Origin of the sequence: Microbacterium sp. B35-04, assembly GCF_010634885.1 — a bacterium.
Lineage (GTDB): Bacteria > Actinomycetota > Actinomycetes > Actinomycetales > Microbacteriaceae > Microbacterium.
Genome location: NZ_MWLP01000023.1, coordinates 85,228 through 108,878, shown reverse-complemented (window position 1 = coordinate 108,878; position 23,651 = coordinate 85,228). Strand labels below are relative to the sequence as shown.

Below are 23,651 nucleotides of genomic sequence, written 5' to 3'. Positions count from 1 at the left end.
TTCCGGGCGTTTCGTCTCGCTCGTTCCTCGCTCGCTCAACGACCGGAAGTTGGGCCTGGCCGATCGCTGCCTGAGCCCGGCCGGCGCCGCGCTGCCGGGCGGCATCCAGCACGTCGAACACATCGTCGGTCGCGGCGATGCCCTCGGCCGCCGCGTGGAACTGCACGCCGACCTGCCGGAGCGGCAGGTACGCCTCGGGCGCCAGCAGCAGCACGAACAGGCCGACCGCGAGTGTGAGCGACCCGTCGATGAGGCGGAACCCGATCGACACCGCGACGATCGCGACCGAGATCGACGCGAGGAACTCCAGCGCGAAGCCCGACAGGAACGACACGCGCAGCACGCGCATGGTCTCGCGGCGGTAGTCGTCGGTGACGCGCTCGATGGATGCAGCGGCGCGATGCTGGCGGCCGAACACCTTGAGCGTCGACAGCCCCTGCACGGTGTCGGCGAAGCGTGAGGCCAGGCGCTGCAGGGTTCGCCACTGCCGCTGCTGCACCGTGCGTGTCGCAAGGCCGATGAGCACCATGAAGATCGGGATGAGGGGGAGGGTGAGCACCACCGTCAGCCCCGAGATCCAGTCCTGCCACCACATCACTGCGACGATCAGCGGCGTCGCCACCACCGTCTGCACCAGCTGCGGCAGGTAGCGGCCGAAGTACGCCTCGAGCGCGTCGAGGCCGCGCCCCGCGGTGATCGCGAGGGCGGCGGAGTTGCGGGAGCCGAGCCACTCCGGCCCGAGGACGCCGATCGCCGCGACGAGCGCCGTGCGCAGCTGCGTCTGCACTCCCGCGGCAGCGCGGGCGGCGACCGCCTCGCGGGCCCACAGCAGCGCGGCACGCAGCGCGACCGCCAGGGCGAGGGCGCCGAGCGTGGGCAGGAGGTCGGCCGGCGGCATCCCGTCGATCGCTCCGGTGATCGCGCGCGTCAGCAGCCACGCGAACGCGACGATCACGGCCGTCTGGGCCACGGCGATCGCACCGATCGCGACGAAGAACCACCGCGAGGCGCTCGCGTACCTCAAGAGCCGCGGGTCGACAGGCTTGCCCGAGGTCTGGCCCGGGCCGCCGCCGTTGTTCTCGTCCATCGCTCCTCCGACCCTACCGATCCGCCCCGCGCTCCCCTCCCACCCCGTTCACTTGCGCTGAACGTACGGGATGCGGTGCATTTCGCGGACGTTCAGCGCAAGTGAACTCGTCACGACGAGGGTGACGGATGCCGCGGGCCGCGGCATCCGCTCTCGACAGGTCAGTGCGCGGGCGCCGCCGCGGCCGCCTCGATGTGCGAGCGGGTGATGCGCTTGCGGAAGATCCAGTAGGTCCAGCCCTGGTAGGCGAGCACGAGCGGCAGGAAGATCAGCGCCGCCCACGACATGATCGTCAGCGTGTAGTCGGTGCTCGAGGCGTTCTCGATCGTGAGCGAGCCGGCCGGATCGCCGGTCGAGGGCATCACGAACGGGAACAGGGCGAACCAGACGGCGAGAACGGCGCTGACGATCGTGAAGGCGCCGAAGCCGAAGGCCCAGCCCTCGCGGCCGCGGGCGTTGGAGATCCACGACGCGATGAGCAGCACGGCCGCCGCCGCCGACAGGGCCGCCGTGACGAGGGCGAATTCGCGGTCCTCGCCGAACGCCATGCCGACCGTCCACACCAGGAAGATCGCGGCCACGACGATCGTGAGAAGACCCGAGCGGCCCGCCAGCCGGCGCGCGTCGGCGGCGACCTGGCCGTCGGTCTTCAGCGCCACGAAGTACACCCCGTGCGTGAAGAAGAGCAGCAGCGTCGTGAGCCCGCCGAGCAGCCCGTACGGGTTGAGCAGGGTCAGGAACGACCCGATGAACTCGTGGTCCGCGTCCAGAGGCACACCCTGCACGATGTTGGCGACCGCGACGCCCCACAGCAGCGCCGGCACGGCGGAGCCGACGACGATCATCGTGTCGAAGCCCCTCTTCCACCGCAGCGAGTCGCGCTGATGGCGGTACTCGAACGAGACGCCGCGCAGGATGAGCGCCAGCAGGATCAGCAGCAGCGCGAGGTAGAACCCGCTGAACAGCGTCGCGTACCACTCGGGAAAGGCGGCGAACAGGCAGGCGCCGGCGACGATGACCCAGGTCTCATTCAGGTCCCACACCGGGCCGATGGTGTTGATGACCTGGCGGCGGCTGACGTCGTTCTTGCCGAGGAACGGCAGCGACATGCCGACGCCGAAGTCGAACCCGTCGAGCACGAAGTAGCCGACGAAGAGGAATCCGACGATCCAGAACCAGAGGTAGGCGAGATCCATGACGTTTCTCCTGGGCTCCTAGTAGACCGTGGTCGGGGTGTCTGCGACCGCGAGTTCCCGGGGGTCGGGGTCATCCGGGCCGGGCAGTGGATCGGGGCCCTGCTTCGAGGTCTTCATGATGAGCCCGAACTCGACCACCGCCAGCGCCGCGTAGATCAGGGTGAACGCGGTGAGCGAGATGAGCACGGTCCATCCCGGCACCGACGGCGAGACCCCGTCCTCGGTCAGCATCAGGCCGAACACGATCCAGGGCTGGCGGCCCATCTCGGTGAAGACCCAGCCCACGAGGATTGCGAGGAGGGACGCCGGCCACGCCCAGATCGCCAGTCGCCAGGCCCACGCGGGCACCTCGCGCTTGGCGTTCTTGCGGGTGAACCAGAGGCCCGCCACCGCGACGAGCGCGGCGACGCCGCCCAGGCCGATCATCCAGCGGAAGGCCCAGTAGGTGACCCAGAGGATCGGTGCGAAGTTGCCGTCGACCTGGTCGGCGAACTGCGGGAACAGCTCGGTCGTGTACTGCATGTTGAGGTCGTTGATGCCCTCGACGCAGCCGTCCAGCGAGTGCGTCGACAGCAGTGCGAGGAGGTAGGGGACGCGGATGGAGAACAGCTCGCTCGTGCCGTCGGGTGTGCCGAGGGTGAAGATCGAGAACGAGGCATCCGCTCCGCACACGGTGTTGAAGGTCGCCTCGGCGGCGGCCATCTTCATGGGCTGGGTGGCCACCATGACGAGGCTCAGCTGGTCGCCCGAGAGCGCGACGCCTGCGAACGCGGCGATCAGCCCCCAGAGGCCGAATTTCAGCGACGACCGCATCATGTCGACGTTCTGCCTGCGCAGCAGATGCCAGGCAGAGATCGACACGATGACGCCCGCGGTCATCATGAACGCCGCGAACAGCGTGTGCGGCAGGGCCGCCAGCGCGACCGGGTTGGTCAGCACCGCGAAGAAGTCGGTCATCTCGGCGCGCGAGCCGTCCTCGGCCATCTTGAAGCCGACGGGATTCTGCATGAAGGCGTTGGCGGCGAGGATGAAGTAGGCCGAGAACCAGGCGCCGATCGTGGCGATCCAGATACTCGCGAGGTGCAGCGCCTTGGGCAGCTTGTCCCACCCGAAGATCCACAGGCCGATGAAGGTCGCCTCGAAGAAGAACGCCATCAGGCCCTCGAAGGCGAGCGGTGCTCCGAAGACGTCGCCGACGAACCGGGAGTAGGACGACCAGTTCATGCCGAACTGAAACTCCTGCACGATGCCGGTGACGACGCCCATCGCGAAGTTGATCAGAAAGATCTTGCCGAAGAACCGCGTGAGGTGCAGCCATTTCAGCTTGCCGGTGCGGAACCAGGCCGTCTGGAAGATGGCGACCGTCAGGGCCATGCCGAGCGTGAGCGGCACGAAGAGGAAGTGGTACAGCGTCGTGAGGCCGAACTGCCAGCGCGCCAGGAGGAGGGGGTCCAGCAGATCCACGATGCGTTCTCCGATCGCTACGGGATTCCGTGTGGTCCGACCACAGTAACATGTGGTCAGACCACAGGGCGTGGCACTCCCGGGAAGCCGTACCCTCCTACAGGTTCCCAGCAAGCGAGCGCGGCGACGAGCCGTTGGCGCCGTGAATAAACCGTTGCACCGGAGCCGGGCGGGCTGTCGCGCGACTACCCTCGAATCATGGCGCCCCGGCAACAGCGAATGGGAGCGCCCGCGTGACCGCGATCCCGGTCACGATCGGGCGACGGCCCCTGCTGTCTCCGGCGGCGGGGGGCGCGGCTGTTCCCGCGGCACGCGCCGGCATGGACGCTTTCGCTTCCGGCCATGCACCGGCCGGCGACGCACCCACGGGTATCGGCGCGCCGCTCATCGACACGCACGGACGCGTGCACCGTGATCTGCGGATCTCGCTCACCGACCGCTGCTCGCTGCGCTGCACGTACTGCATGCCCGAGCAGGGCAACGAGTGGCTCGCCCGGACAAGCATCCTGACGCTCGACGAGATCGAGCGCATCGCCCGCCTGGCCGCGGCCGACGGCATCACGACATTCCGGCTCACGGGCGGTGAGCCGCTGCTGCGCAACGACATCGTCGAGGTGGTCCGCCGCCTTGCCGCGATCACGGGACCGGCCGGCGCTCCGGTCGAGATCGCGATGACGACCAACGGCATCCGCCTTCCCGAGCTGCTGCCCGGTCTGATCGAGGCGGGTCTCAACCGCCTGAACATCTCGATCGACACGCTGCGGCGCGACCGCTTCCACGAGCTCACGCGGCGCGACCGGCTCGATGATGTGCTCGAGGGGATCGCGGCGGCCGCGGCATCCGCTCTCCGGCCGCTGAAGCTCAACGCCGTGGCGATGCGCGACGTCAACGACGACGAGCTCGTCGACCTCGTGGAGTTCGCGATCGCCCACGACGCGCAGATGCGGTTCATCGAGCAGATGCCGCTGGACGCCGGTCACACCTGGGATCGCTCGCGGATGGTGACGCAGGACGAGATCCTCGCCGCGCTCGCCGAGCGGTGGACGCTCGCCCCGGTGCCGGGTCGTGGCGGCGCCCCCGCCGCGCGGTGGACGCTCGACGGCGGTCCGCATTCGGTGGGCGTCATCGCGTCGGTCACCGCGCCCTTCTGCGGCGACTGCGACCGCCTGCGGCTGACGGCCGACGGCCAGCTGCGCAACTGCCTGTTCTCGACCACCGAGTACGACGTGCTGCCAATCCTCCGCGACGGCCGCGGGGACGAGGCGGTCGACGCCGGCATCGACGGGATGCTGCGCTCCTGCGTCCGCGGCAAGCTGCCCGGGCACGCGATCAACGACCCGTCGTTCCTGCAGCCGGCGCGCGGGATGAACGCCATCGGGGGCTGACATGGGCCGCCTCACGACGCGCACGCCGGTCACCCGCATCTCGCTGAACGACGGCGACTTCGCGGTCCGCCGCCGCGCCGACACGCTCGTCGTCGAGGAGCCGCTCGAGATCCGCATCCTCGGCGAGGCGCTGACGGTCACCATGCGCACCCCCGGGCACGACCTGGAGCTGGCCGCGGGGTTCCTGGTGTCGGAGGGCGTCATCGCCACGAGCGGAGACCTCCGCTCGGCCATCCATTGCGGCGGACCCGGCACCGGCCCGGCCGCGGCGACTCCGCTGCTGACCATCGGTCCCGCGGCGGTCGGTACGCCGGCGTCGACCGAGAACACGTACAACGTCCTCGACATCGCACTAGCGCCGGGACTCGAGCCGCTGGTCACCGACATCGCCCGCAACTTCTACACGACCAGCTCGTGCGGCGTGTGCGGCACGGCGTCGATCGAGGCGATCGAGAAGCAGTCGCGCTACGACGTGGCGACGGATGCCGCAGCCGTCGACGCCGCCGTGATCACGACCCTTCCCGACGCGCTGAGGGCCGGGCAGGCGGTGTTCGAGAAGACCGGCGGCCTGCACGCCGCGGCGCTGTTCGACGCCGGGTCGGGGGAGCTCCTCGTGCTCCGCGAGGACGTCGGCCGCCACAATGCCGTCGACAAGGTCATCGGCTGGGCGGTGCTCGAAGACCGGCTGCCGCTGACCGGAACGGTGCTGCAGGTGTCGGGCCGGGCGAGCTTCGAGCTCGTGCAGAAGGCCGTGATGGCCGGCATCCCGATCTTGTCCGCCGTGTCGGCGCCCTCGTCCCTCGCGGTGGAACTCGCCGCAGCCTCGGGACTCACGCTCGTGGGGTTCGTGCGCGGATCCTCGATGAACGTCTACTCGCACCCCGAGCGGGTGCGCGTGCCGGCGGCCGCCGAGCTCTGATCCCTCCGGCCCCGACTCAGTGTCGCGCGGCGGTGAGGTGCACGACGCACTGCGTCGGGTCGCACGAGGCGGCGATGCCCTCGACCCGCAGCGGGCCGCCGGCCTGCGCCAGCACGCTGTCCATGAGGCCTACGTGCACATCGCACAGGACGCCGCGATGATCGGCCGCCGGCGCGTGCGGGCACGGCGTCAGATCCACCGTGAGCCCGCGCTCGTCGACAGCGGGGTCGAAACCGGCGTCGTTCAGGTCTTCCACGAGAGCGTCGAGCTGGTGGAGGGCGTCGGCGCCGAGCTCGGCATCCGTGTCCGATCCGTACACGCGACGCAGCAGGTCTCCGCGCCGCGCCGCGGCCTCGGCCCGGCGGATCGCCACCGGGCTGGAAGCCTCGCCCGCGCCGGTCGCCGCCGAGTAGAGCACGCGTGGGCGCCCCCGCGTGGTGCGCCGCTCGGTCTCGGCGATCACGTAGCCGGCATCGATCAGGCGCTGCACGTGCTCGCGCACCGTGTTGGCGTGGAGACCGGTGGCCTCGACCAGCTCCGAGATCGGCCGGTGCGGGCGCTCCTGGAGCAGGTGCATGATCTCGACGCGCGAGTAGCTCGAGATCGCGCTGTACCCGGCCGTCATGCACCCATTATCGCGGGAGCCTGCCGCCGATCGGGTCGCGCGGGCGCGGAGCGGATCAGAAGAGCTGGCCGAAGATCAGGATCGCGATGAAGAACACGGCCAGGATGGCGACGATGATCCCCAGCGTCCGGCCGGAGAGCTTCGCGACGCCCCACCCGATGAGCACGGGCACCGCGAACAGGAAGATCGCGACGATCCACCAGAACGTCGAGTATCCGGCGTTGCTGGCCTCTTCGAGGCGGCCGCCGAAGAGCTCCTGCGTCGCAGGGTGGGTGGCGAAGCGCACCGCGATCGAGATGGGGACCGCCACGAACACGAACACGACGAGCCCGATGAGCCAGCCCCAGAGGACGGGGCTGCCGTTGCCCGCGAGGACCCCGCCGTGAAGTTCGGGTTCGGGCTGGTGCTGCTGCTTGCCTGATGCCATGGGCATGACTCTAGCGGCGCGCGGCCGCGTCAGTCGCGAGTTGCGCCCGGACGTGGCGCTGCCCGCCGCTCATGGGGGAGGAGGCGGGCAGCGTCGGGGCGCCTGGGATCATCGCCTGGGGGTGCGATTCTCCGCGCTCACCATCCACGAGAGCTGCTCAACACGCTCGAGGACGGCGTGGAGGATGTCTGCACTCGTGGGGTCTTCTTCGTCGACGGCGTCGTGCACGTCGCGGCACGTTGCGGCCACGTCGTCCAGTCGTTCCGTCATGAGATCGATGACTTCCTTGGTCGCGATCTCGCCCTGCGGGAACTCCGGCAGGGTCGTGGTCTGTGCGACGACATCGCTGCGGCCGTCGGGGAGGGCGTGCAGCGAGCGCATCCGCTCGGCGACGGTGTCGGCGAAGTCCCGGGCCGCTTCGATGATCTCGTCGAGCTGCTGGTGGGTGTCGCGGAAATTGCGGCCCACGACGTTCCAATGCGCCTGCTTGCCCTGCAGTGAGAGCTCGATGAGGTCGACGAGCACCTTCTGCAGGTTCTCGCTGAGCGTCTCGGACGCCGTGAATCCGCGCTCGGCGTTCTGCTCGGGGGTGAGCTCCGCGCCCACTCCGCCGCGCGCCGTACGGCGCCTGCTCTTGGCCGTGCCGCTCGCGCTGCTCTTGCCGGCCGCACTCTGCGAGGTGCTCTTCTTCGCGGTGGTCGTCGCCACTGTCGCTCCGTTCCTGAGGCGCACCGGTTGGGGGACCGTCCTGGCCCGCCGTCGGGCGCCCTCGTCCAAGGATCCGCTGGGGCTAGCGGATGCCTCGACGGTAACCGGGTGGCGTCCTGTGCGCGCGGGGGTTGCCCTCCTGGCAGACGCGTGCTAGCCGTCGCCGCCGACCCGCGGTGCATGGTGGGATGGGATCGCCATGACACCGCCGAACCCCGTGCCTGACTCTGCCGGAGCGATCGCCGCCGCCGTCCGCGCCGGCGAAGCGTCCGCCCTCGAGATCGTCGAGAGTCACCTCCGGCGCATCGCCCGTTTCAATCCCGAGGTGAACGCGCTGAGCGTCGTCTTCGGCGATCGGGCGCGTGCGGCCGCCGTGGAGGTCGACGCGGCCCTCTCCGCGGGCGACGACCCGGGTCCGCTGGCGGGCGTGCCGTTCTCGGTGAAGGAGAACATCGACCTGACGTGGTCGGCGACGACGAATGGCTGGCGCGGGCTCGCCGACGCGGTGCCGGAGCGCGACGCCACGATCGTGCGCCGGCTGCGGCGGGCCGGCGCCGTGCCCGTCGGCCGCGGCAACATGCCCGACTTCGGCATGCGGTGGGACACCGACAACGATCTCTTCGGGCGCACCCTCAACCCGTGGAACCGCGACCGCAGCGCCGGCGGATCCAGCGGCGGCGACGCCGTCGCGGTCGCGACGGGCATGAGCGCGCTCGGGCTCGGCAACGACTTCGGCGGCTCGCTGCGTCTTCCCGCCTACGCCGCCGGTGTCGTCGGCCTGCGTCCTTCGCAGGGCCGGGTGCCGCGCGCGGCCGTCCGCGGGCAGTCGGTCGCACTCACGCTCCAGCAGTTCTCAGTCAACGGGCCCCTGGCGCGCACCGTCGGCGACGCCGCTCTCGCGCTCGGCGTGCTGCAGGGGTGGGATGCCGACGACCCGATGTCCGTCGTCGCCCCGCCGCCCTCGATCCACGTGCCCCGCCGCGTCGGCGTGGTGCGCGAACCCGGCGGGGGCGGAGTGCATCCCGAGGTGGCTGCCGGGATCGAACGGGCTGCGGCATCCCTCGCCCGCGACGGCTGGGATGTCGTCGACGTCGAGGCTCCGCACCTCGAGGAGGCAGCTGTGCTCTGGCGGCGGCTGTCGTGCACCGACATGCTGATGTCGCTCGATCCCGCTGTGCTGGGGCAGCCTCTCGGACGCTCAGCGACGTCGTTCCTGCGCGACAGCACGGCGGCAGCCGGCCCCTACGAGACGGCGCGCGAGTACGCCGAGGCGTGGGCGCGGCGGGCCGCGATCGCCGCGGACTGGCGCCGTCTGCAGGTCGATGTTCCGCTCCTTCTCGGCCCGGTGTCGACGTCGCGCATGCGGGAGCCCGACCACGACCTCGGCGGGCAGGAGCCGGCTGACCGTGCGTGGCGTGACCTGTGGCTCACGGTCGCCGCGAACTTCCTCGGACTACCCGCCCTGGCGCTTCCGACGGGACCCGGGACGGATGGGATGCCCACCGGCGTGCAACTCATCGGCCCGTCGTTCGGAGAGGACCTCCTCGTCGAGGCCGGACGTGCGGTAGAGGCAGGGGTGCCGCCGCTGGCCGCACTGCCGGGGCTGAGCCTGGCCTGACAGCGGCACACGCGGCTGACTACTCGCCGGCCAGGCGCCGCTGACGGCGGAGCGCGCCGGGCTCTCGGCACGGTGGCATCGGCGCGTCGACGGCGCCACGATGGGGGAGGGAGCGCGGCGTCGTCGGGTATCACAGGCACCCGCCGGTCCTCTTCCGAGACGGACAGCCGAACGGAGAGCCCATGTCTCGCACGCCCGCATCGCCGGTGGCGAGGTCCGACCTGCGCGGGCGCACCGCGCTCGTCACCGGCGCGAGCGACGGCGTCGGCGTCGAGATCGCCCGGGGCCTCGCTGCGGCGGGGGCGGACCTGGTGCTGCCGGTGCGCAACCGGGCGAAGGGTGAACGGGCGGTCGAAAGCATCCGCGCGACCGTGCCGGGCGCGCGCGTGAGCCTGCGCGACCTCGACCTCGCCCGGCTGGAGACGGTGCGCGCGCTCGCCGACGAGCTGCGCGCCGAGCGCGGCCCGCTCGACATCCTCGTGCTCAACGCGGGCATCGTGCTGCTCGGCGATCCCGAGCGCCACGTCAGCGTCGACGGGTTCGAACTGCATTTCCAGACGAACTTCCTCGGACACTTCGCGCTCACGACGGCACTGCTGCCCCTGCTGGAGGAGCGGCGCGCGCGCGTCGCCGTGCAGCTGAGTCTCGCCGCGGGCGTCTCGAGGGTGCTTTGGGACGACCTGCAGAGCGAGCGCCACTACCGCCCACTTCGGGCGTACGGCGCCTCGAAGGTGGCACTCGGTCTGTTCGGGTACGAACTGGCACGTCGCTCCCGGGCGCGCGGGTCGGACGTCACGGTCGGTTTCAGCCATCCCGGCGTCGTGCCCGGCACCGCGATCGCGCCGGCGATGCGGGCGCGCGGGGGCAACAGCGCCGGCCGCGCACTCAGCGAGCGACTCGGGGGAACTCCGGCTCAGGCTGCGCAGTGCGCGCTGCTCGCGGCGACCGCCCCCGCTGAGGAGGCCCCGAGCTTCTTCGGCCCTTCGGGCGTGTTCCACTTCGGCGGTCCCCCCGCGCCGCAGCGGCCGTATCGCCGGCTCGCCGATCCGGCGGACTGCGCCCGCCTCTGGGGGCTCGCCGAACGCCTTCTGGGCGAGCGCATCGGCACGACCGCCCCCTGACCGACGACAGCATCGTTTCGCTTGCGCTGCTTGCACGCCCCGCCCGTCTGAATCCGTACGTTCAGCGCAAGTGGATCGACTCAGTCGGGCACGGGCAGGCGGAGGTTCGCGATCTCCGCGCTACGGGAACGGCGTCTCCGGCGTCTGCGGGAACGACGGCTCCGTCGGATGCGGCGCGAGCGGCTCTTCCGGCCAGGGCGCCGGTGGTTCGGCCGGCTGGTCCGGCATGGGCTGACCGGGCGCCGGCTGGTCGGGCGCCGGTTGGTCCGGAGGCGTGGTGCCCGGCGGCATCTCGCCCGGAGGGGGCTGGCCCGGGAACGGTTCGGGGACGGTGGGATCGGTCATGGCGAGTCCTCCAATTGTTCGGGCGCGTGTCGCCTCAGGGTCGGTGCCAGCATCCCGCTTCCGAGGGTGCGCTGTGAGGGCCTTGACCGCGTGCGGCAGAGGGACTACTACGCGTCGCGCGTGCCATCGTCTCGGAGCGCGCCGTGGGCGGCCGAGTCCCCGTCGAGCGAACCCCGAGTCTGCCCTCGACGTTCGTCATAAGGGTGCAGCGGAGTCGTCGCCGGGGACGAAGACCACGCGGCGTGGGGGATCGTCGAAGTGGGCGCGGCCGGCGGGGCTGGTCCACTCGAGGGTGCCGCCGGGGAGTTGGCGGACCTTCCATTCGGTGGCGTGTTTCAACGTGTGGTGCCGAGCGCACAGGCAGGCGAGGTTGCGGATGTCGGTGGGTCCGCCGTGCGCGTGGTCGAGGGTGTGATCGTGGTCGCACCGCCGGGCTGGTCTTCGACACCCTGGGAATCGGCAATGCTGATCGCGCGCGTTCAAGAATCGCTGCTGCGCCGCGGTGGGTTGATATCGGTCGACGGCGAGCACCATCCCGGTGACAGGATCGGTCATGACGCGGTCCCACCCCGGTGCGGTGCCGGCAAGGCGGCGAGCCGTCTCGGTATCGACCGGCGCCACGCCGTCGAGTTCTGCGCCGCTGCTCGTGATTCCGGTGAGCGTCATCACCGGAACGGTGATCTGCACGATCGCGCGGATCGCCCCGAGCCCGCCGGGGGTGGCGTCGACGGTCGGGTCGATCCCCGGTGTGCCGGTCAGCAGCATGTCGGCGACGAGGTCAGCCCGGATCTGATCGATGGTCCGTTCGTCGAACCACACGTCGTCTTCCACAGCCGAGTCGCCGACGCCAGGGCCGGAGCCCAGGGCCTCACCGCCGACCTCAGCGCCGCCGACCTCAGCGCCGCCGATCCCGGCGCCGCCGATCCCGGCGCCGCCAGGTTCGGTGTCGCCGGAGGTGGACGTGGCTGGGGCCGCGGCATCCGTCCCGCCGTTCGTCGCCAGCACGGCACGACGCCGTGCGGCGTCGGTGCGCTTGATGAGTTGCGCCTGGCGCGTGGTGCGCTCGATGATGCCGTGGGCGATGACGGTCGGCAGAAGCTGGCACAGCACTGACATGCCGTCGTCGACGTCGGTGACCCAGATGCGGCGCCCCCGCGCGGCGAGGTCGTGGCGTTCCTGCATGGTAAGTGGGTTGTGGATGTCGGCCTGTTGCTTCGCGTACGCGCGCGTGCGGGTGGGCGTGGTGGTCTCGGCGTAGTCGAGGACGGCTCGTTCGAACGCGGCGCGCGCGGCGGGGTCGTCGAGTGCGGCGCCGGTGTCGAGGATCGCGCTGACATGTCCGCGCGAGATGCGGCCCTGTTCGAGGGCGGTGACCGTGGACGGGAACGACGTGGTCAGGCGGTGCGCATCCCACATGTGCGACTGCATCATGCGGTCGCCGGCCCGGACGGCGAGCCCGAGCTCGGCCGCCAGCGCCCGCAGCGGCATGTCGCGCTCCTTGGACCGCGTCGATGGGATGCGAGCCTTCTGCGTCTCAGCGAGCGCGAACGCCTCGGCCAGCAGACGAAGCCTGCGGGCGTGGAGGGCGGCCTCCTCGTCGTGGAGGCGGCGCAGCTCATCGGCCAGGGCGCCGGCGCGTTGCGCCTCGACCTCGTCGCGTTGTGCGTCGTCCACGTTGTGCCCTTTCGCCGCGCAGCGCGCGACCGCGATCCTGATGGGGATCCCACCATGCGACACGCGGGGCACAACGTGTATCGCGTCGTTCGAAGCCACCGGATCACCCGTCGCTTCGAATAGTTCCATCATGCCGGGGGCCTCCGACATGGCCGTTTCCGCGTGCGTGCCGAGGCCCAGCGCCGCCGCGGCCCCGCGGCGGAGTCATCCCAGCCCGCCAGCCGGCTGGGCCAGCGACATCCACCTCACTCATCCGAAGCACTCCCGCGCCGAGCGCGTGCAGCGCGGCATCAGCCCGGCTGACCGTTCGAATCTGGCGTGCGCCAGGCGGTGCAGCGTCAGGACGACGGTGCCCGGCTCCGGCCGTTCGCACGCCGTGGCGTCCGTAGGCTGGAGGGGTGGCATCCGTTCTCAACATCTCGGCGTATCTGTTCACGCGCATCGCCGACGCCGCCGAGCTGAAGCCGGTGCTGCGTGACCGCGCGGTGGCCGCCGGGCTCAAGGGCACGATCCTGCTCGCCGAGGAGGGCATCAACCTCTTCCTCGCGGGCGATGCCGATGCGGTGCGCGACTTCGTCGACGCGTTGCGTGCGGACCCGCGATTCGCGGGGCTGAGGACGAAGGAGAGCTGGTCCGAGACGCAGCCCTTCGGCAGGATGCTCGTCAAGGTGAAGCGCGAGATCATCCGCATGGACCACCCCGCCATCCGCCCCGAATCTGGCCGCGCGCCGTCGGTCGCGCCCGCGACGCTGCGCCGCTGGCTCGACCAGGGCCGAGACGACGAGGGGCGCGAGGTCGTGCTGCTCGACACGCGGAACGCCTTCGAGGTGGACTACGGCTCATTCGTAGGCGCACTGGACTGGCGCCTCGAGCGGTTCACCCAGTTCCCGGATGCCGCAGCCGCCGCCGCGGCGGACCTCGACGGCAAGACCGTGGTGAGCTACTGCACCGGCGGCATCCGCTGCGAGAAGGCGGCGATCTACCTTCGCGAGTCCGGCGTGGACGCGTACCAGCTGGACGGCGGGATCCTCGGCTACTTCGAGCAGGTCGGCGGCAACCACTGGAGCGGGGACTGCTTCGTGTTCGACGAGCGCGAAGCGCTCACCCCCGGCCTCGCTCCCCGGCCGGAGGTGCGCGCATGACGGGCGCCGCCCCGACGGCGCGTGCGACCGAGCGCCCCGCCCGGCGTGCGGTGGCGCTCGCGCTCGGGCTCGACATCGTGCTCGTGATCGCCTTCGCCGCGGTCGGCCGCGCGAGCCACGACTCGGACGCGTGGACGGGCCTCGGACAGACGGCGTGGCCGTTCCTCGCCGGCCTTGCGGCGGGCTGGCTCGTCACACGGGCGTGGCGTGCACCCGCAGCGCCCGTGCGGACCGGTCTCGGCGTGTGGGCGGTCACCGTGGCCGGAGGGATGCTGCTGCGCGCGGCATCCGGTCAGGGAACCGCGATCGCGTTCATCGTCGTCGCCGCCGTGACGCTGCTCGTCGCCCTCGTCGGCTGGCGCGTCATCGCCGCCGTCGTGCGCCGCGCGCGCCGGCGCTGAGACGCACAGCCCTTCGCGCAGCCGGGCGACCGAGGGGCGGCATCCGCTGTCTGCTGTCCGTGTGAAGCCGGGCGTCTGCCGACGCGCGTGGCAGCTGTTCACCTTCCGTTCCATTCGCGGTCCGGCGGTCTCGTAATTCGCCGTCACCTCGACGGGTTTGCATACCGGTGTTCTCGAAAATCCCCAGAACTCCGGAAGGAACCCCCTCATGCGCCGCGTCGCAACCCCCGCACTCGGACTCCTCAGCATCGCCGCCCTCGCCCTCACCGGCTGCTCGGCCACGGCCTCGGCCTCGGGCTCCGACGCCACCGCGGACGCCCCCATCACCGTCGCCACGCTCCCGCTCGGCGACGACCCCACCGCTGAGAACCCGATCGAGGCGTTCGCCGCCCTGATCGAGGAGGAGACCGGCCGTACGGTCGAGGTCACCGACGTCCCGGACTACCTGAGCGTCGTCGAGGCGATCCGCGCCGACCACGTCGACATCGGCATCATGAGCGGCTTCCCCTCGGCCCTCGCCGTCAACACCGGCGAGGTCGACGCGCTGCTGGCGTGGAAGGGCGACGACACCCCGGTGTCGACGTGCGTCGTTCTCGACGGCTCGCCGATCCAGGAGGTCGACGACCTCGCGGGCAAGACCATCGCGTTCGCCGACCAGGCGTCGAGCTCCGGCTACTTCATGCCGGTCTACATGCTCCACGAGGCCGGACTCGAGCAGGGCGAGGACTACGAGGCGATCTTCGCCGGCGGGCACGAGGGCAGCTTCGCCGCACTCGAGCAGGGCCAGGTGGATGCCGCCTGCACCGCGATCATGCTGACGCAGATGGGTGCTCCGTACTTCCCGTTCGCCGACGGCGAGTGGCGGGGCGTGGGTGAGAGCCCGTCGATGCCGGTCGCCGGCACGGTGCTCGTGCGGCAGTCGATCGACGACGACACCCGGACCCTACTGGAGGAGGCGCTGCCGAAGGTCTTCTCGGAACCGAACGCCGAGGCGCTCGGCGCGCTCGGAGAGGGCTTCATCGGCCGCGAGACGATCATCGCGCCGGAGCCCGGGCTCTTCGAGGGCTTCGTCGACATCGCCGCCGTCGCGGGCGTCAAGCTCGAGGACCTGCGGTGACGGTGCTGACGGCGAGGACGGTGCCGACCGCGAAGACGGATGCCGCGCCCGCCGCGCCCGGCAGGTCGAACGGGGAGCCCGCCACTGCGCCGGTGCGGCCTGAGGCTCCGCAGGACGCGCCGACCACCGCCCCGGTGGTCGCCGTCCGCGGCCTCGCGGTCACGTACGACCGCACCCCTGTGCTCAGCGACGTCGATCTCGACCTGCACCCGGGCGAGACCGTGGCACTGCTCGGCGCTTCGGGATCAGGCAAGTCCACGCTGATGCGCAGCCTCACCGGGTTCGCGCCGATCACCGCCGGCAGCGTCCACGTCGCGGGGCACGAGGTCGCGTCGATGCGCGCCGGCGATCTGCGCGCCCTGCGTGCGCAGATGGGCCAGGTCTTCCAGCAGTTCAACCTGATCCCGCGTCTCAGCGTGCTCACGAACGTGCTGACCGGGGGACTCCACCACGCGGGGCCGCTCAACCTCGTCGGCGGGTTCACGCGTGAGCAGCGCACCCGCGCCCTCGAACTGCTCGACCGGGTCGGCATCGCCCACAAGGCGACCGAGCCTGCGCGTTCTCTCAGCGGCGGGCAGCAGCAGCGCGTCGCGATCGCGCGGGCGCTCATGCAGCGGCCTCGGGTGATCCTCGCCGACGAGCCGGTCGCCTCGCTCGACCCGAAGCTCGCCGACTCGGTGCTCACCCTGCTCCGCGGCATCGCGCGGGAGGACGGCATCCCGGTGCTCGTGAGTCTGCACGTGCTACCGCTGGCGCTCGCGCACAGCGACCGGGTGATCGGCCTGAAGCACGGCGAAGTCGTCGTCTCGGCGCCGACGTCGCGGCTCGACGCCGCCGCACTGTCGGTGGTCTACGACGACGAGGAGGCGAACGATGACGACGACCACTGACCGCCCGGCCGCGGGTACGACCGGCCCGGATGAGAGGACCGCGAGCCGGCAGCGGCCCGTGCGCGACACGCAGGCGCCTCAGTTGGATCCCCACGAGCGCGAACGCCTCGAGCACGCGTTCCGCGTGCCGCGAGCCCGCTTCCTGCTGGGTGTCGTCGTCGCCGTCGCGGTGCTCATCTGGTCGTTCCAGGGAGCGGAGTTCAACTTCGCCAAGCTCGCCGAAGGCGCGGTCAACATGACCGAGTTCCTGGGACGCCTGTTTCCCCCCGACTTCTCGGACTTCGGCACGATCGTGGCGCTCCTGATCGAGACGCTGCAGATGGCGATCGTCGGAACGGTGCTGGGCGCGGTGCTGTCGCTCTTCGTCGCTTTCGCGGCCGCTTCGAACATCGCGCCGAAATGGGTGTACTACCCGGCGCGGTGGCTGATGAACATCATCCGGTCGGTACCCGACCTCGTCTTCGCGCTCATGTTCGTGTCGGCGGTGGGCCTCGGTCCGTTCGCGGGCATCCTCGCGATGACCCTCGGATCGCTCGGCTCCATCGGCAAGATCTTCGCCGAGGCGATGGAATCGGTCGATCGCGGGCCGATGGTGGCGATGGAGGCCGTCGGCGCCTCGAAACGGCAGATCATCCAGTACGGCATCCTGCCGCAGTCCGCGCCGCTGCTGGTGTCGTACACGCTGTTGCTGTTCGAGGGCAACGTGCGCGGCGCGACCATCCTCGGGCTCGTCGGCGCCGGCGGCATCGGCCTCGAGCTCACCACCGCGATGCGCATGTACGACTACGGACACCTCTGCGCGATCGTCATCTGCATCATCGTCCTGGTCACAGCGATCGACCAGGGCAGCGCATTCATCAGAAGGAGAATCACATGACCATCGCAGCCATCGACATCGAGCTGAGCGCCCCCGTGAACCTGCGCGACCTGGGCGGCATCCCGGTCGCAGGTGGTGCGCTGCGTGAAGGCTTCGCGATCCGCACCGACGATCTCGCCTACGTGACCGACGAGGTCGCCGAGCAGCTGGTCGGCGACGGCCTCACCGCGATCATCGACCTGCGCTCGCCCCTCGAGGTCGGCGTCACCGGTCGCGGCCCGTTCGCCGCGCACGCCGTGTCCTACCACCACCTGCCGCTCATCGCCAACGTGGGCGAGTCGATGGCGGCGGAGCGTCCGAGCTTCAGTCATGAGGCGATGGGCCAGATGTACGTGAACATGGTCGAAAGCGCGGCACCGCAGCTGGTCACGGCGTTGAACATCATCGCGTACACCCCGGGAACGACCGCTTTCCACTGCGCCGCCGGGCGCGACCGCACCGGGGTCCTCGCCGCGATGCTCCTGCTGGTGCTCGGCGCCGCCGACGACGATATCGTCGCCGACTACGCCCTCACCGGCGACAACATGGCGGCGATCATGCGGCGCACCCGCCCGGTGATGGCGGCGATGTGGAAGGCGTTCGGCTTCGACCCGGAGGCGGACGACGCGACGTCGTCGCTGTTGGAGGGGTCGATGGCCGTGTCGATGAGCCTCCTGCTCGCCACGCTGCGGGAGCGCCACGGCGACGCCCTCGCTCCGCTGCGCGCCGCCGGCCTCAGTGAGGCCACGGTCGCGCGCCTGCGGGAGCGGGCTGTCGCGGCATGACGGTCGTCGAGGCATCGTCCGGGACCGCGGTTCGCCGCGGTCCCGGCCGTCCCCGGGACGCCGACCTGGACGCGCAGATCCTGGCGGGCGCACTCGCCCTGATCGACGAGGGCGCGACGGTCACGGTCAGCCTCCTGGTGGCGCAGAGCGGGGTGAGCCGGGCCGCGATCTACCGGCGATGGCCGTCGCTGACGGCGCTGGTGGCGGCGGCGCTGGATGTCGGGCGCACTGTGCCGCCCGACATCCCCCTCACCGGCGACCTGCGCGATGCGGTGAGCGGTTCGCTGTTCGGCGGACAGCGCGTCAGCGTCGTCGGCTACTCCGAGGAGCGGTTCCGGCAGCGCATCCGGCTGGCGATGGCCGACCGCGACCTGCAGCAGGCGTACTGGGACTCGCACGTGTCGCGGCGCCGGGCGTCCTTGGAGCGAGCGCTGCAGGCGGGCGTCGAGCGCGGCATCCTGCGGAAGGGACTCGATCCCGCGACGTGTTTCGACCTCCTTGCGGGGGTCGTCTACTACCAGCTGGTGGTGCGCGGCGACACGCTGAGCGATCCCGTGGTCTGGAAGCGCTGTCAGGACGCGTTCGACATCGCCTGGCGCGGCATGGTCGCCGAGACCGGCTGACGACGGATGCCGGATGCCGGCGCCCCTGCTCCGTCGCAGGTGCCCGGCACCGGCTCTCACCCGGTCTTGCGCAGCCCGGTCTCGATCACGATCCGGTTGCCGTCGATCACGCCCGGGCCGTCCCCGGGGGTCGGAGCGGGGGCCGGGGTGATCTGCTCGGCCTCCCACACGGCCCGGGCGTTCTCGGCGCTCGGATGGAAGAACTCGTCGATGCCGAGCAGTCCGCCGGACGAATGCGCGGGCGCCTCGCCCTGCTTCCGCCGCCGATGGGTGTCGAACGCGAACCAGAGGAAGTACACGGGCAGCAGGGCGGCCAACGTGCCGAAGCCCCACAGCATGATCTCGCCCATGTGCATGACGACAGGCTACGTCGTCGTCACCGGCGGGCGGTCATCGGTGGGCGAAGGCCTCCACGGTCGCATCAGCGGGAAGGTCCTCGAACCAGGCTTCGAAGGCCACCGGGGTGCCGTCGCCGGGGACCGCATCGAGGTAGGTGCTGGTTGCAGCGGCGATCGTGCCGTCGGCGGCTCGGGCGAGCACCGTGACGGCGACGAATTCCTGATCGTCGGCGAAGTGCGCGCTCGTCGTTCCTGTCACGGCGACGGTACCGTCCGTGCCGGCCGGGGTCGCGTCGACCTCCACGGTGAAGAACCCGGTCTCCGTGCCGGGCGACAGTGTCGCTTGCGAGGCTTCCGGCAGGTCGGCGTCGATGCGCGCGATCTCGGCATCGCCCAGATCGAAGAAGTAGCCCACCAAGGCCGTCTTGCCGGAGAGCAGCATCGTGTACGCCGGAGCCGATCCGATCATGGACCCGTCCTCCGCGTAGGCATGGACCTCGGCGTACGCGTCGAACACGTAGTCCGCGTTCGGGTTGTCGACCACCACCGCGTACCACCAGACGTCGTCGTACTCGCGTCCGAACGCCGTCTCGGTCGCCGTCGGCTGCACCGGTGGGGCGAACTGTGCCCCCGGGTCGGGCTGCCCATCCGTTCCCGGTGCAGCGATGCCGGGGACGGAGTAGTCCTCCCCGTTGTACCCGTCGTACTCGTCGACGTCGCCGCCGGAGGAGCTGGTGAACGCACCGAAGACCCAGGCGACCGCGATCACGACGGTGAGGATGCCGCCGACGATGGAGAGCAGCAGCGCGCCGACTCCGAAGCCCTTGCCGCCCTGTTTGCGGCTGATCAGCGCGATCAGCGAGAGCACGAAGGAGACGCACAGCAGCAGCGGTGACAGCCAGCCGACTCCCGCCGAGCCGATGACCGCTGCGACGAGCAGCAGGAGGACCCCGGCACCCGCCATGGACAGCGCGACGACGGCGAGCGCCTTCGGCCGGGTGTCGATGCCTCCCGGTGGGAACGACCCGCCCGTGCCGAAGGCAGGCGCGCCCGGGTAGGACGGGGGTGGGGCGGCGGCAGCGCGTGCGTAGGGGGGCAGACCGGTGGCCGGTGCCGCGACGGGGGCCGCGTAAGCGGCGGAAGGCGCAGCGTAGGCGGTGGGGTACGCGTACGTACCGGGTCGAGGAGCGGTGCCGGGATCGGCATACGACGGCGTGGCGTACGCATGGGCGAGGGGCGGCGTACCAGGCGAGGCGGCGGACGGGGCTTCACCGGGTGCCGGGGTCACCTGTGAGGGGATGGCGTACGCGGGCATCGCATACTGCGGGGCATCCGGCGAGGGTGCCGTGTACGGGCGCGGCGACGCACCGTCCGCGACGGGACCCGTGGGTGCCCCGTCACTCGACGGCTGCTCGCCGGATGGCTGCTCGGCCGATGGTTGCTGGCCCGATGGCTGTGCGCTGGACGGCTGCTGGCCCGATGGCTGCTCGCCCGATGGCTGCGGGGGGCGGGGATCGGACATGCGGCTCCTCTTCTCGGTCCTCCGAGTCTGCCCTACGCCGCCGACGGCGCGCGGATCGGCCGCGCCGACGCGCGTCGGGCGAACAGAACGGCGCCTCCCGTGGAATCCGCAGGGATCCGGGGGAGGCGCCGCGCCGGCAGACGTTGGTTCAGCTGAGGCCGTTGTCGGCGAGCCAGTCCGCCGCGATGTCCTCGGGCGAGCGCTGCTCCTCTGTGGACTCGACGTTGAGCGCGACGAGACCCTCGGGGGTCAGCGCTGCGCTCACGGCGTTGATGACGTCAGCGATGTCATCGGCGATCTCGGCGTTCACGACCGGGACGACGTTCGACGCGAGGAAGAGGCCATCCGGGTCTTCCAGCGTCACGAGGTCTTCCGTCTCGATCCGCGGGTCGGCGCTGTACACGTTGGCGATCTGGATGTTGCCCGCGACCAGTTCGTCGACGGTGGTGTCGGCGGTGGCCTGGAACGACACCGTGACGCCGTAGAGCTCCTGGAGTCCGGTCGGCCCATACGGGCGCTCCTCCAGTTCGGGCGCGCCGCCGAGCACCAACCCGTCGATCCCCGCGAGGTCGGCGATCGTAGCCAGTCCGTTCTCGTCGGCGAAGGCGGCCGTGACGTTGTACGAGTCCTGGTCGGTCGCCGACGACTGGTCGAGCACGGTCAGGCCCTCGGGCAGTGCCTCCTGCAGCGCGGCGTAGACGTCCTCGGAGGTCGTCGCCGTGGTGTCGGGCTCGAAGTACTGCAGCAGGTTGCCGGTGTACTCGGGGAACAGGTCGATCTCGCCGTCCTCGAGCGCCGGCATGTAGGCATCCCGCTGGCCGATGTTGAAGTTGCGCTCGACCGTGAAGCCGCCGGCTTCGAGGGCCTGCGCGTAGATCTCGGCGATGATCTCGTTCGAGTAGTAGGCCTGCGAGCCGATGACGATGGCCGAGGAGTCGCCGGTGTCGCCCGTGTCGGTGCTGTCGCCGCTCAGTGGGTCGCTCGAGGCGCAGCCGGCGAGCGCGAGCGCGGCGATGGCGGTCCCGGCGAGCGCCGCGGTCAGGCGCGTGCGTGCTGTGGACATTTTCGTTACCTCCGGTGTGGTGGGATCAGCGGGAGAACTGCGGAGCGCGGGCGAGCGCGGGGACGCCGCCCTGGGAGCGTTTACGGGCGCCGTCCGTGCGAGGCACGGCGACGCGGGCGAGCAGGGCGAAGAGCCCGTCGAGGACCAGGGCGAGCGCGACGACCACGATCGACGCGCCGAGGATCTCGGCGAAGTCGCGCAGCGCGATGCCCTGCAGGATGTAGTAGCCGAGTCCGCCCACGCCGATGTACGCGCCGATGGTGACGGTGGCGACCACCTGCAGCGTCGCGGAGCGCAGCCCGCCGATGAGGAGCGAGAGTCCGAGTGGCATCTCGATCCGGAACAGGATCTGCCACTGGGTCATTCCCATTGCGCGACCGGCGTCGATCACGGTCCTGTCGATCGCCTCGATTCCTGCGTACGCGCCGGCGAGGATCGAGGGGATCGCGAGCACCACGAATGTGGCCACGGCAGCCTCGGTCTTGAACGCCACACCCAGCAGCAGGCTCAGCAGGACGACGAGTCCGAGGGCCGGGAGAGCCCGGGCGGCACCCGAGAGGAAGACTGCGAGCTCGCGCCCTCGGCCGGTGTGTCCGATGAGCCACCCGATCGGGATGGCGATCACCGCCGCGATCGCAACGGAGCCGAAGGTGAACGCGAGGTGCTGGGCGATGGCCGTGGGCAGCGGCAGCGAGCCGGTCAGCCGCGCGGGCGCGAAGATCCAGGCGAGCGCCTCGGCGAGCAGGTTCATGCCGTCACCGCCCGGAGGCGGGCCTGCTTGGGCGGCGAGATGCGCCGGGTCCAGGGCATGAGCGCGCGCCCGGCCAGGAGGAGCAGCCCGTCGATGACGACGGCGATGACCACGACCGCGACGACGCCGGCGAAGACTTCGGCGATGATGCGACGCTGCGACCCGTTCGTGAAGAGGTAGCCCAGATTCTCGACGCCGATCAGGGCGCCGACGGTCGCGAGGGAGATCGTCGACATCGCGGTCACCCGCAGGCCGGCGAGCACGACCGGGCCAGAGAGCGGAAAGTCCACCGTCCAGAACCGTCGCCACGCGCCGAAGCCGACCGCCACCGCGGCGGAGCGCGTCACCGGGTCGACCGAGCCGAGCCCCTCGGTCACCGAGCGGGTCATGATCGCGACGGCGTAGATCGTGAGAGCGATGACGAGGTTCAGCTCGGACAGGTACGGCACGCCGAACAGCGTCAGCAGAGCGAACAGGGCGAACGACGGGATCGTATAGAGGAGACCGATCACCGTCAGCACGGTGCCTCGCAGCTTCGTGTACCGGAACGCCAGCCAGCCCAGGGGAATGGACAGCAGGAACCCGGCAAGGATCGCGACCGCGCTCTGACGCAGGTGGTCGAGGGTCAGCGCCCCGATCAGGTCGAGGTTGTCGAGCACCCAGTTCACGGCTCGTCCTCCACGAGCACGCCCTGCGTGCGCCCCGCCGGGTCGACGAGCACCGTGCCGCGTGGCGTCTGCTTGGCCCGCAGGGCCCGCGCGCCGCGCTCGACCCCGATGAAGTCGGCGACGAAGTCGCTCGCCGGGTTCTCGATGATCTCGCTCGGGCTGCCGATCTGGGCGACGCGCGCGCCCTTCTCGAGGATCACGACCTGGTCGCCGAGCAGGAACGCCTCGTCGATGTCGTGGGTCACGAACACGATCGTCTTGTCGAGCTCACCCTGCAGGCGCAGGGTCTCGGTCTGCAGCTCTCTGCGGACGATCGGGTCCACGGCGCCGAACGGCTCGTCCATCAGGAGGATGTTGGGGTCGACGGCGAGGGCTCGCGCGACACCCACGCGCTGCTGCTGGCCACCCGACAGCTGGCTCGGATACCGCTTGGCCAGTCCGCGCTCGAGGCCGACGACATCCATCAGCTCGAGGGCGCGCTCGCGGGCCTTCGCGCGGGGGACGCCGCTGAGCACGGGAACCGTCGCGATGTTGTCGACGACCGAGAAGTGGGGGAGGAGGCCCGCGTTCTGCAGAACGTAGCCGATGCCGCGGCGCAGGGCCACCGGGTCCCGACCCGAGATGGGCTCGTCATCGATGGCGATGACACCCGCACTGGGCTCGACGAGCCGGTTGATCATACGCAGCAGCGTGGTCTTGCCACTGCCCGAGGAGCCGACGAGCACCGTGGTCTTGTGCGCGGGGATGAGCACGCTGAAGTCGTCGACGGCGACGGTGCCATCCGGGTACCGCTTCGAGACCCCGCGGAATTCGATCGCCATGCTGCCCTTTCGGCCGGGGTTCCCACATAACCACAGGCCGACGACATAATGACGGAGGCCGACAGGCGCCCTGATCTCCGGTATCCTCGCCCCCCGCGATGCGGC

At 70.8% G+C, this 23,651-nt stretch carries 25 protein-coding genes; 11 read left to right on the top strand and 14 right to left on the bottom strand.

What is annotated here, in order from left to right:
- The 3 genes from B1729_RS07210 to B1729_RS07200 form a co-directional block, all read right to left on the bottom strand.
- The coding region (locus B1729_RS07210) for an ABC transporter transmembrane domain-containing protein (protein ID WP_275575839.1) at positions 1–1,087 on the bottom strand (1,087 nt) is incomplete at its 3' end.
- A 161-nt stretch (positions 1,088–1,248) separates the two neighbouring features.
- Positions 1,249–2,283 carry a cytochrome d ubiquinol oxidase subunit II gene (gene cydB, locus B1729_RS07205; RefSeq protein WP_163631581.1) on the bottom strand — a complete coding sequence of 345 codons (1,035 nt, stop codon included), beginning with the start codon at positions 2,281–2,283 and terminating at the stop codon, positions 1,249–1,251.
- Positions 2,284–2,301: 18 nt separating this feature from the next.
- A complete protein-coding gene (locus tag B1729_RS07200) occupies positions 2,302–3,747 on the bottom strand; it encodes a cytochrome ubiquinol oxidase subunit I (RefSeq protein ID WP_163631578.1) in 1,446 nt (481 codons plus the stop codon).
- A 320-nt stretch (positions 3,748–4,067) separates the two neighbouring features.
- Between B1729_RS07200 and moaA the strand changes: the two genes are divergently transcribed.
- Together moaA and fdhD are read left to right on the top strand one after the other, a co-directional pair.
- Positions 4,068–5,132 (top strand): GTP 3',8-cyclase MoaA, encoded by a 1,065-nt coding sequence (gene moaA, locus B1729_RS07195; RefSeq protein ID WP_239539478.1) that lies wholly within the window; start codon positions 4,068–4,070, stop codon positions 5,130–5,132.
- 1 nt (position 5,133) lies between these two features.
- Entirely contained in the window at positions 5,134–6,051 is a 918-nt protein-coding gene (gene fdhD, locus B1729_RS07190) for a formate dehydrogenase accessory sulfurtransferase FdhD (protein ID WP_163631572.1), read from the top strand.
- Positions 6,052–6,067: 16 nt separating this feature from the next.
- On the opposite strand, the gene B1729_RS07185 is transcribed toward fdhD, so the two are convergent.
- The 3 genes from B1729_RS07185 to B1729_RS07175 form a co-directional block, all read right to left on the bottom strand.
- The gene (locus tag B1729_RS07185) at positions 6,068–6,676 is read right to left on the bottom strand and encodes an ArsR family transcriptional regulator (protein ID WP_163619111.1); all 609 of its coding nucleotides are present in this window, start codon (positions 6,674–6,676) and stop codon (positions 6,068–6,070) included.
- A gap of 55 nt (positions 6,677–6,731) precedes the next feature.
- On the bottom strand, positions 6,732–7,103 hold the full coding sequence (locus B1729_RS07180) for a hypothetical protein (RefSeq protein WP_239526073.1): 372 nt from the start codon (positions 7,101–7,103) through the stop codon (positions 6,732–6,734).
- A 108-nt stretch (positions 7,104–7,211) separates the two neighbouring features.
- The gene (locus B1729_RS07175; protein WP_163619115.1) at positions 7,212–7,811 is read right to left on the bottom strand and encodes a DNA starvation/stationary phase protection protein; all 600 of its coding nucleotides are present in this window, start codon (positions 7,809–7,811) and stop codon (positions 7,212–7,214) included.
- Positions 7,812–8,010: 199 nt separating this feature from the next.
- Between B1729_RS07175 and B1729_RS07170 the strand changes: the two genes are divergently transcribed.
- Positions 8,011–9,429: an amidase gene (locus B1729_RS07170; RefSeq protein WP_163631569.1), complete on the top strand. Its 1,419-nt coding sequence runs from the start codon at positions 8,011–8,013 to the stop codon at positions 9,427–9,429.
- Between the two features lie 182 nt (positions 9,430–9,611).
- Entirely contained in the window at positions 9,612–10,550 is a 939-nt protein-coding gene (locus tag B1729_RS07165; RefSeq protein WP_163631566.1) for an SDR family oxidoreductase, read from the top strand.
- A 120-nt stretch (positions 10,551–10,670) separates the two neighbouring features.
- Here the strand turns inward: B1729_RS07165 and B1729_RS07160 are convergent, their stop codons facing one another.
- Positions 10,671–10,895 carry a hypothetical protein gene (locus tag B1729_RS07160; RefSeq protein WP_163619121.1) on the bottom strand — a complete coding sequence of 75 codons (225 nt, stop codon included), beginning with the start codon at positions 10,893–10,895 and terminating at the stop codon, positions 10,671–10,673.
- A gap of 195 nt (positions 10,896–11,090) precedes the next feature.
- Positions 11,091–12,569, bottom strand: coding sequence for an HNH endonuclease signature motif containing protein (locus B1729_RS07155; RefSeq protein WP_163631563.1), 1,479 nt, complete (start codon positions 12,567–12,569; stop codon positions 11,091–11,093).
- Between the two features lie 398 nt (positions 12,570–12,967).
- Between B1729_RS07155 and B1729_RS07150 the strand changes: the two genes are divergently transcribed.
- The 7 genes from B1729_RS07150 (at position 12,968) to B1729_RS07120 (ending at position 18,383) form a co-directional block, all read left to right on the top strand.
- On the top strand, positions 12,968–13,711 hold the full coding sequence (locus tag B1729_RS07150; RefSeq protein WP_163631560.1) for a sulfurtransferase: 744 nt from the start codon (positions 12,968–12,970) through the stop codon (positions 13,709–13,711).
- Positions 13,708–14,112: a DUF3054 domain-containing protein gene (locus B1729_RS07145; RefSeq protein WP_163631557.1), complete on the top strand. Its 405-nt coding sequence runs from the start codon at positions 13,708–13,710 to the stop codon at positions 14,110–14,112. Before B1729_RS07150 ends, B1729_RS07145 begins: the two co-directional genes overlap by 4 nt.
- Before the next feature lie 208 nt (positions 14,113–14,320).
- Positions 14,321–15,229 carry a phosphate/phosphite/phosphonate ABC transporter substrate-binding protein gene (phnD, locus tag B1729_RS07140; RefSeq protein WP_163631554.1) on the top strand — a complete coding sequence of 303 codons (909 nt, stop codon included), beginning with the start codon at positions 14,321–14,323 and terminating at the stop codon, positions 15,227–15,229.
- Positions 15,226–16,119, top strand: coding sequence for a phosphonate ABC transporter ATP-binding protein (gene phnC / locus B1729_RS07135; RefSeq protein ID WP_239526075.1), 894 nt, complete (start codon positions 15,226–15,228; stop codon positions 16,117–16,119). Before phnD ends, phnC begins: the two co-directional genes overlap by 4 nt.
- Positions 16,103–16,996 (top strand): phosphonate ABC transporter, permease protein PhnE, encoded by an 894-nt coding sequence (gene phnE, locus B1729_RS07130; protein WP_163631551.1) that lies wholly within the window; start codon positions 16,103–16,105, stop codon positions 16,994–16,996. Before phnC ends, phnE begins: the two co-directional genes overlap by 17 nt.
- Positions 16,993–17,760, top strand: a complete 768-nt coding sequence (locus B1729_RS07125) for a tyrosine-protein phosphatase (RefSeq protein ID WP_163619132.1) — start codon at positions 16,993–16,995, stop codon at positions 17,758–17,760. The genes phnE and B1729_RS07125 overlap by 4 nt, the downstream gene beginning before the upstream one ends.
- Positions 17,757–18,383 (top strand): TetR/AcrR family transcriptional regulator, encoded by a 627-nt coding sequence (locus B1729_RS07120; protein WP_163619134.1) that lies wholly within the window; start codon positions 17,757–17,759, stop codon positions 18,381–18,383. The genes B1729_RS07125 and B1729_RS07120 overlap by 4 nt, the downstream gene beginning before the upstream one ends.
- 56 nt (positions 18,384–18,439) lie before the next feature.
- Here the strand turns inward: B1729_RS07120 and B1729_RS07115 are convergent, their stop codons facing one another.
- From B1729_RS07115 to B1729_RS07090, 6 genes are all read right to left on the bottom strand, one after another.
- Positions 18,440–18,739, bottom strand: a complete 300-nt coding sequence (locus B1729_RS07115) for a hypothetical protein (RefSeq protein ID WP_163631548.1) — start codon at positions 18,737–18,739, stop codon at positions 18,440–18,442.
- A gap of 34 nt (positions 18,740–18,773) precedes the next feature.
- Complete coding sequence (locus B1729_RS07110; RefSeq protein WP_163631545.1) at positions 18,774–20,243, bottom strand: YrzE family protein; 1,470 nt, start codon at positions 20,241–20,243, stop codon at positions 18,774–18,776.
- Positions 20,244–20,391: 148 nt separating this feature from the next.
- Positions 20,392–21,306, bottom strand: a complete 915-nt coding sequence (locus B1729_RS07105) for an ABC transporter substrate-binding protein (protein ID WP_163619145.1) — start codon at positions 21,304–21,306, stop codon at positions 20,392–20,394.
- A 25-nt stretch (positions 21,307–21,331) separates the two neighbouring features.
- Entirely contained in the window at positions 21,332–22,057 is a 726-nt protein-coding gene (locus tag B1729_RS07100; protein WP_163619147.1) for an ABC transporter permease subunit, read from the bottom strand.
- The gene (locus B1729_RS07095; protein ID WP_163619149.1) at positions 22,054–22,725 is read right to left on the bottom strand and encodes an ABC transporter permease subunit; all 672 of its coding nucleotides are present in this window, start codon (positions 22,723–22,725) and stop codon (positions 22,054–22,056) included. The genes B1729_RS07100 and B1729_RS07095 overlap by 4 nt, the downstream gene beginning before the upstream one ends.
- Complete coding sequence (locus B1729_RS07090; protein ID WP_163631542.1) at positions 22,722–23,546, bottom strand: ATP-binding cassette domain-containing protein; 825 nt, start codon at positions 23,544–23,546, stop codon at positions 22,722–22,724. Before B1729_RS07090 ends, B1729_RS07095 begins: the two co-directional genes overlap by 4 nt.
- Between the last annotated feature and the right edge of the window lie 105 nt (positions 23,547–23,651).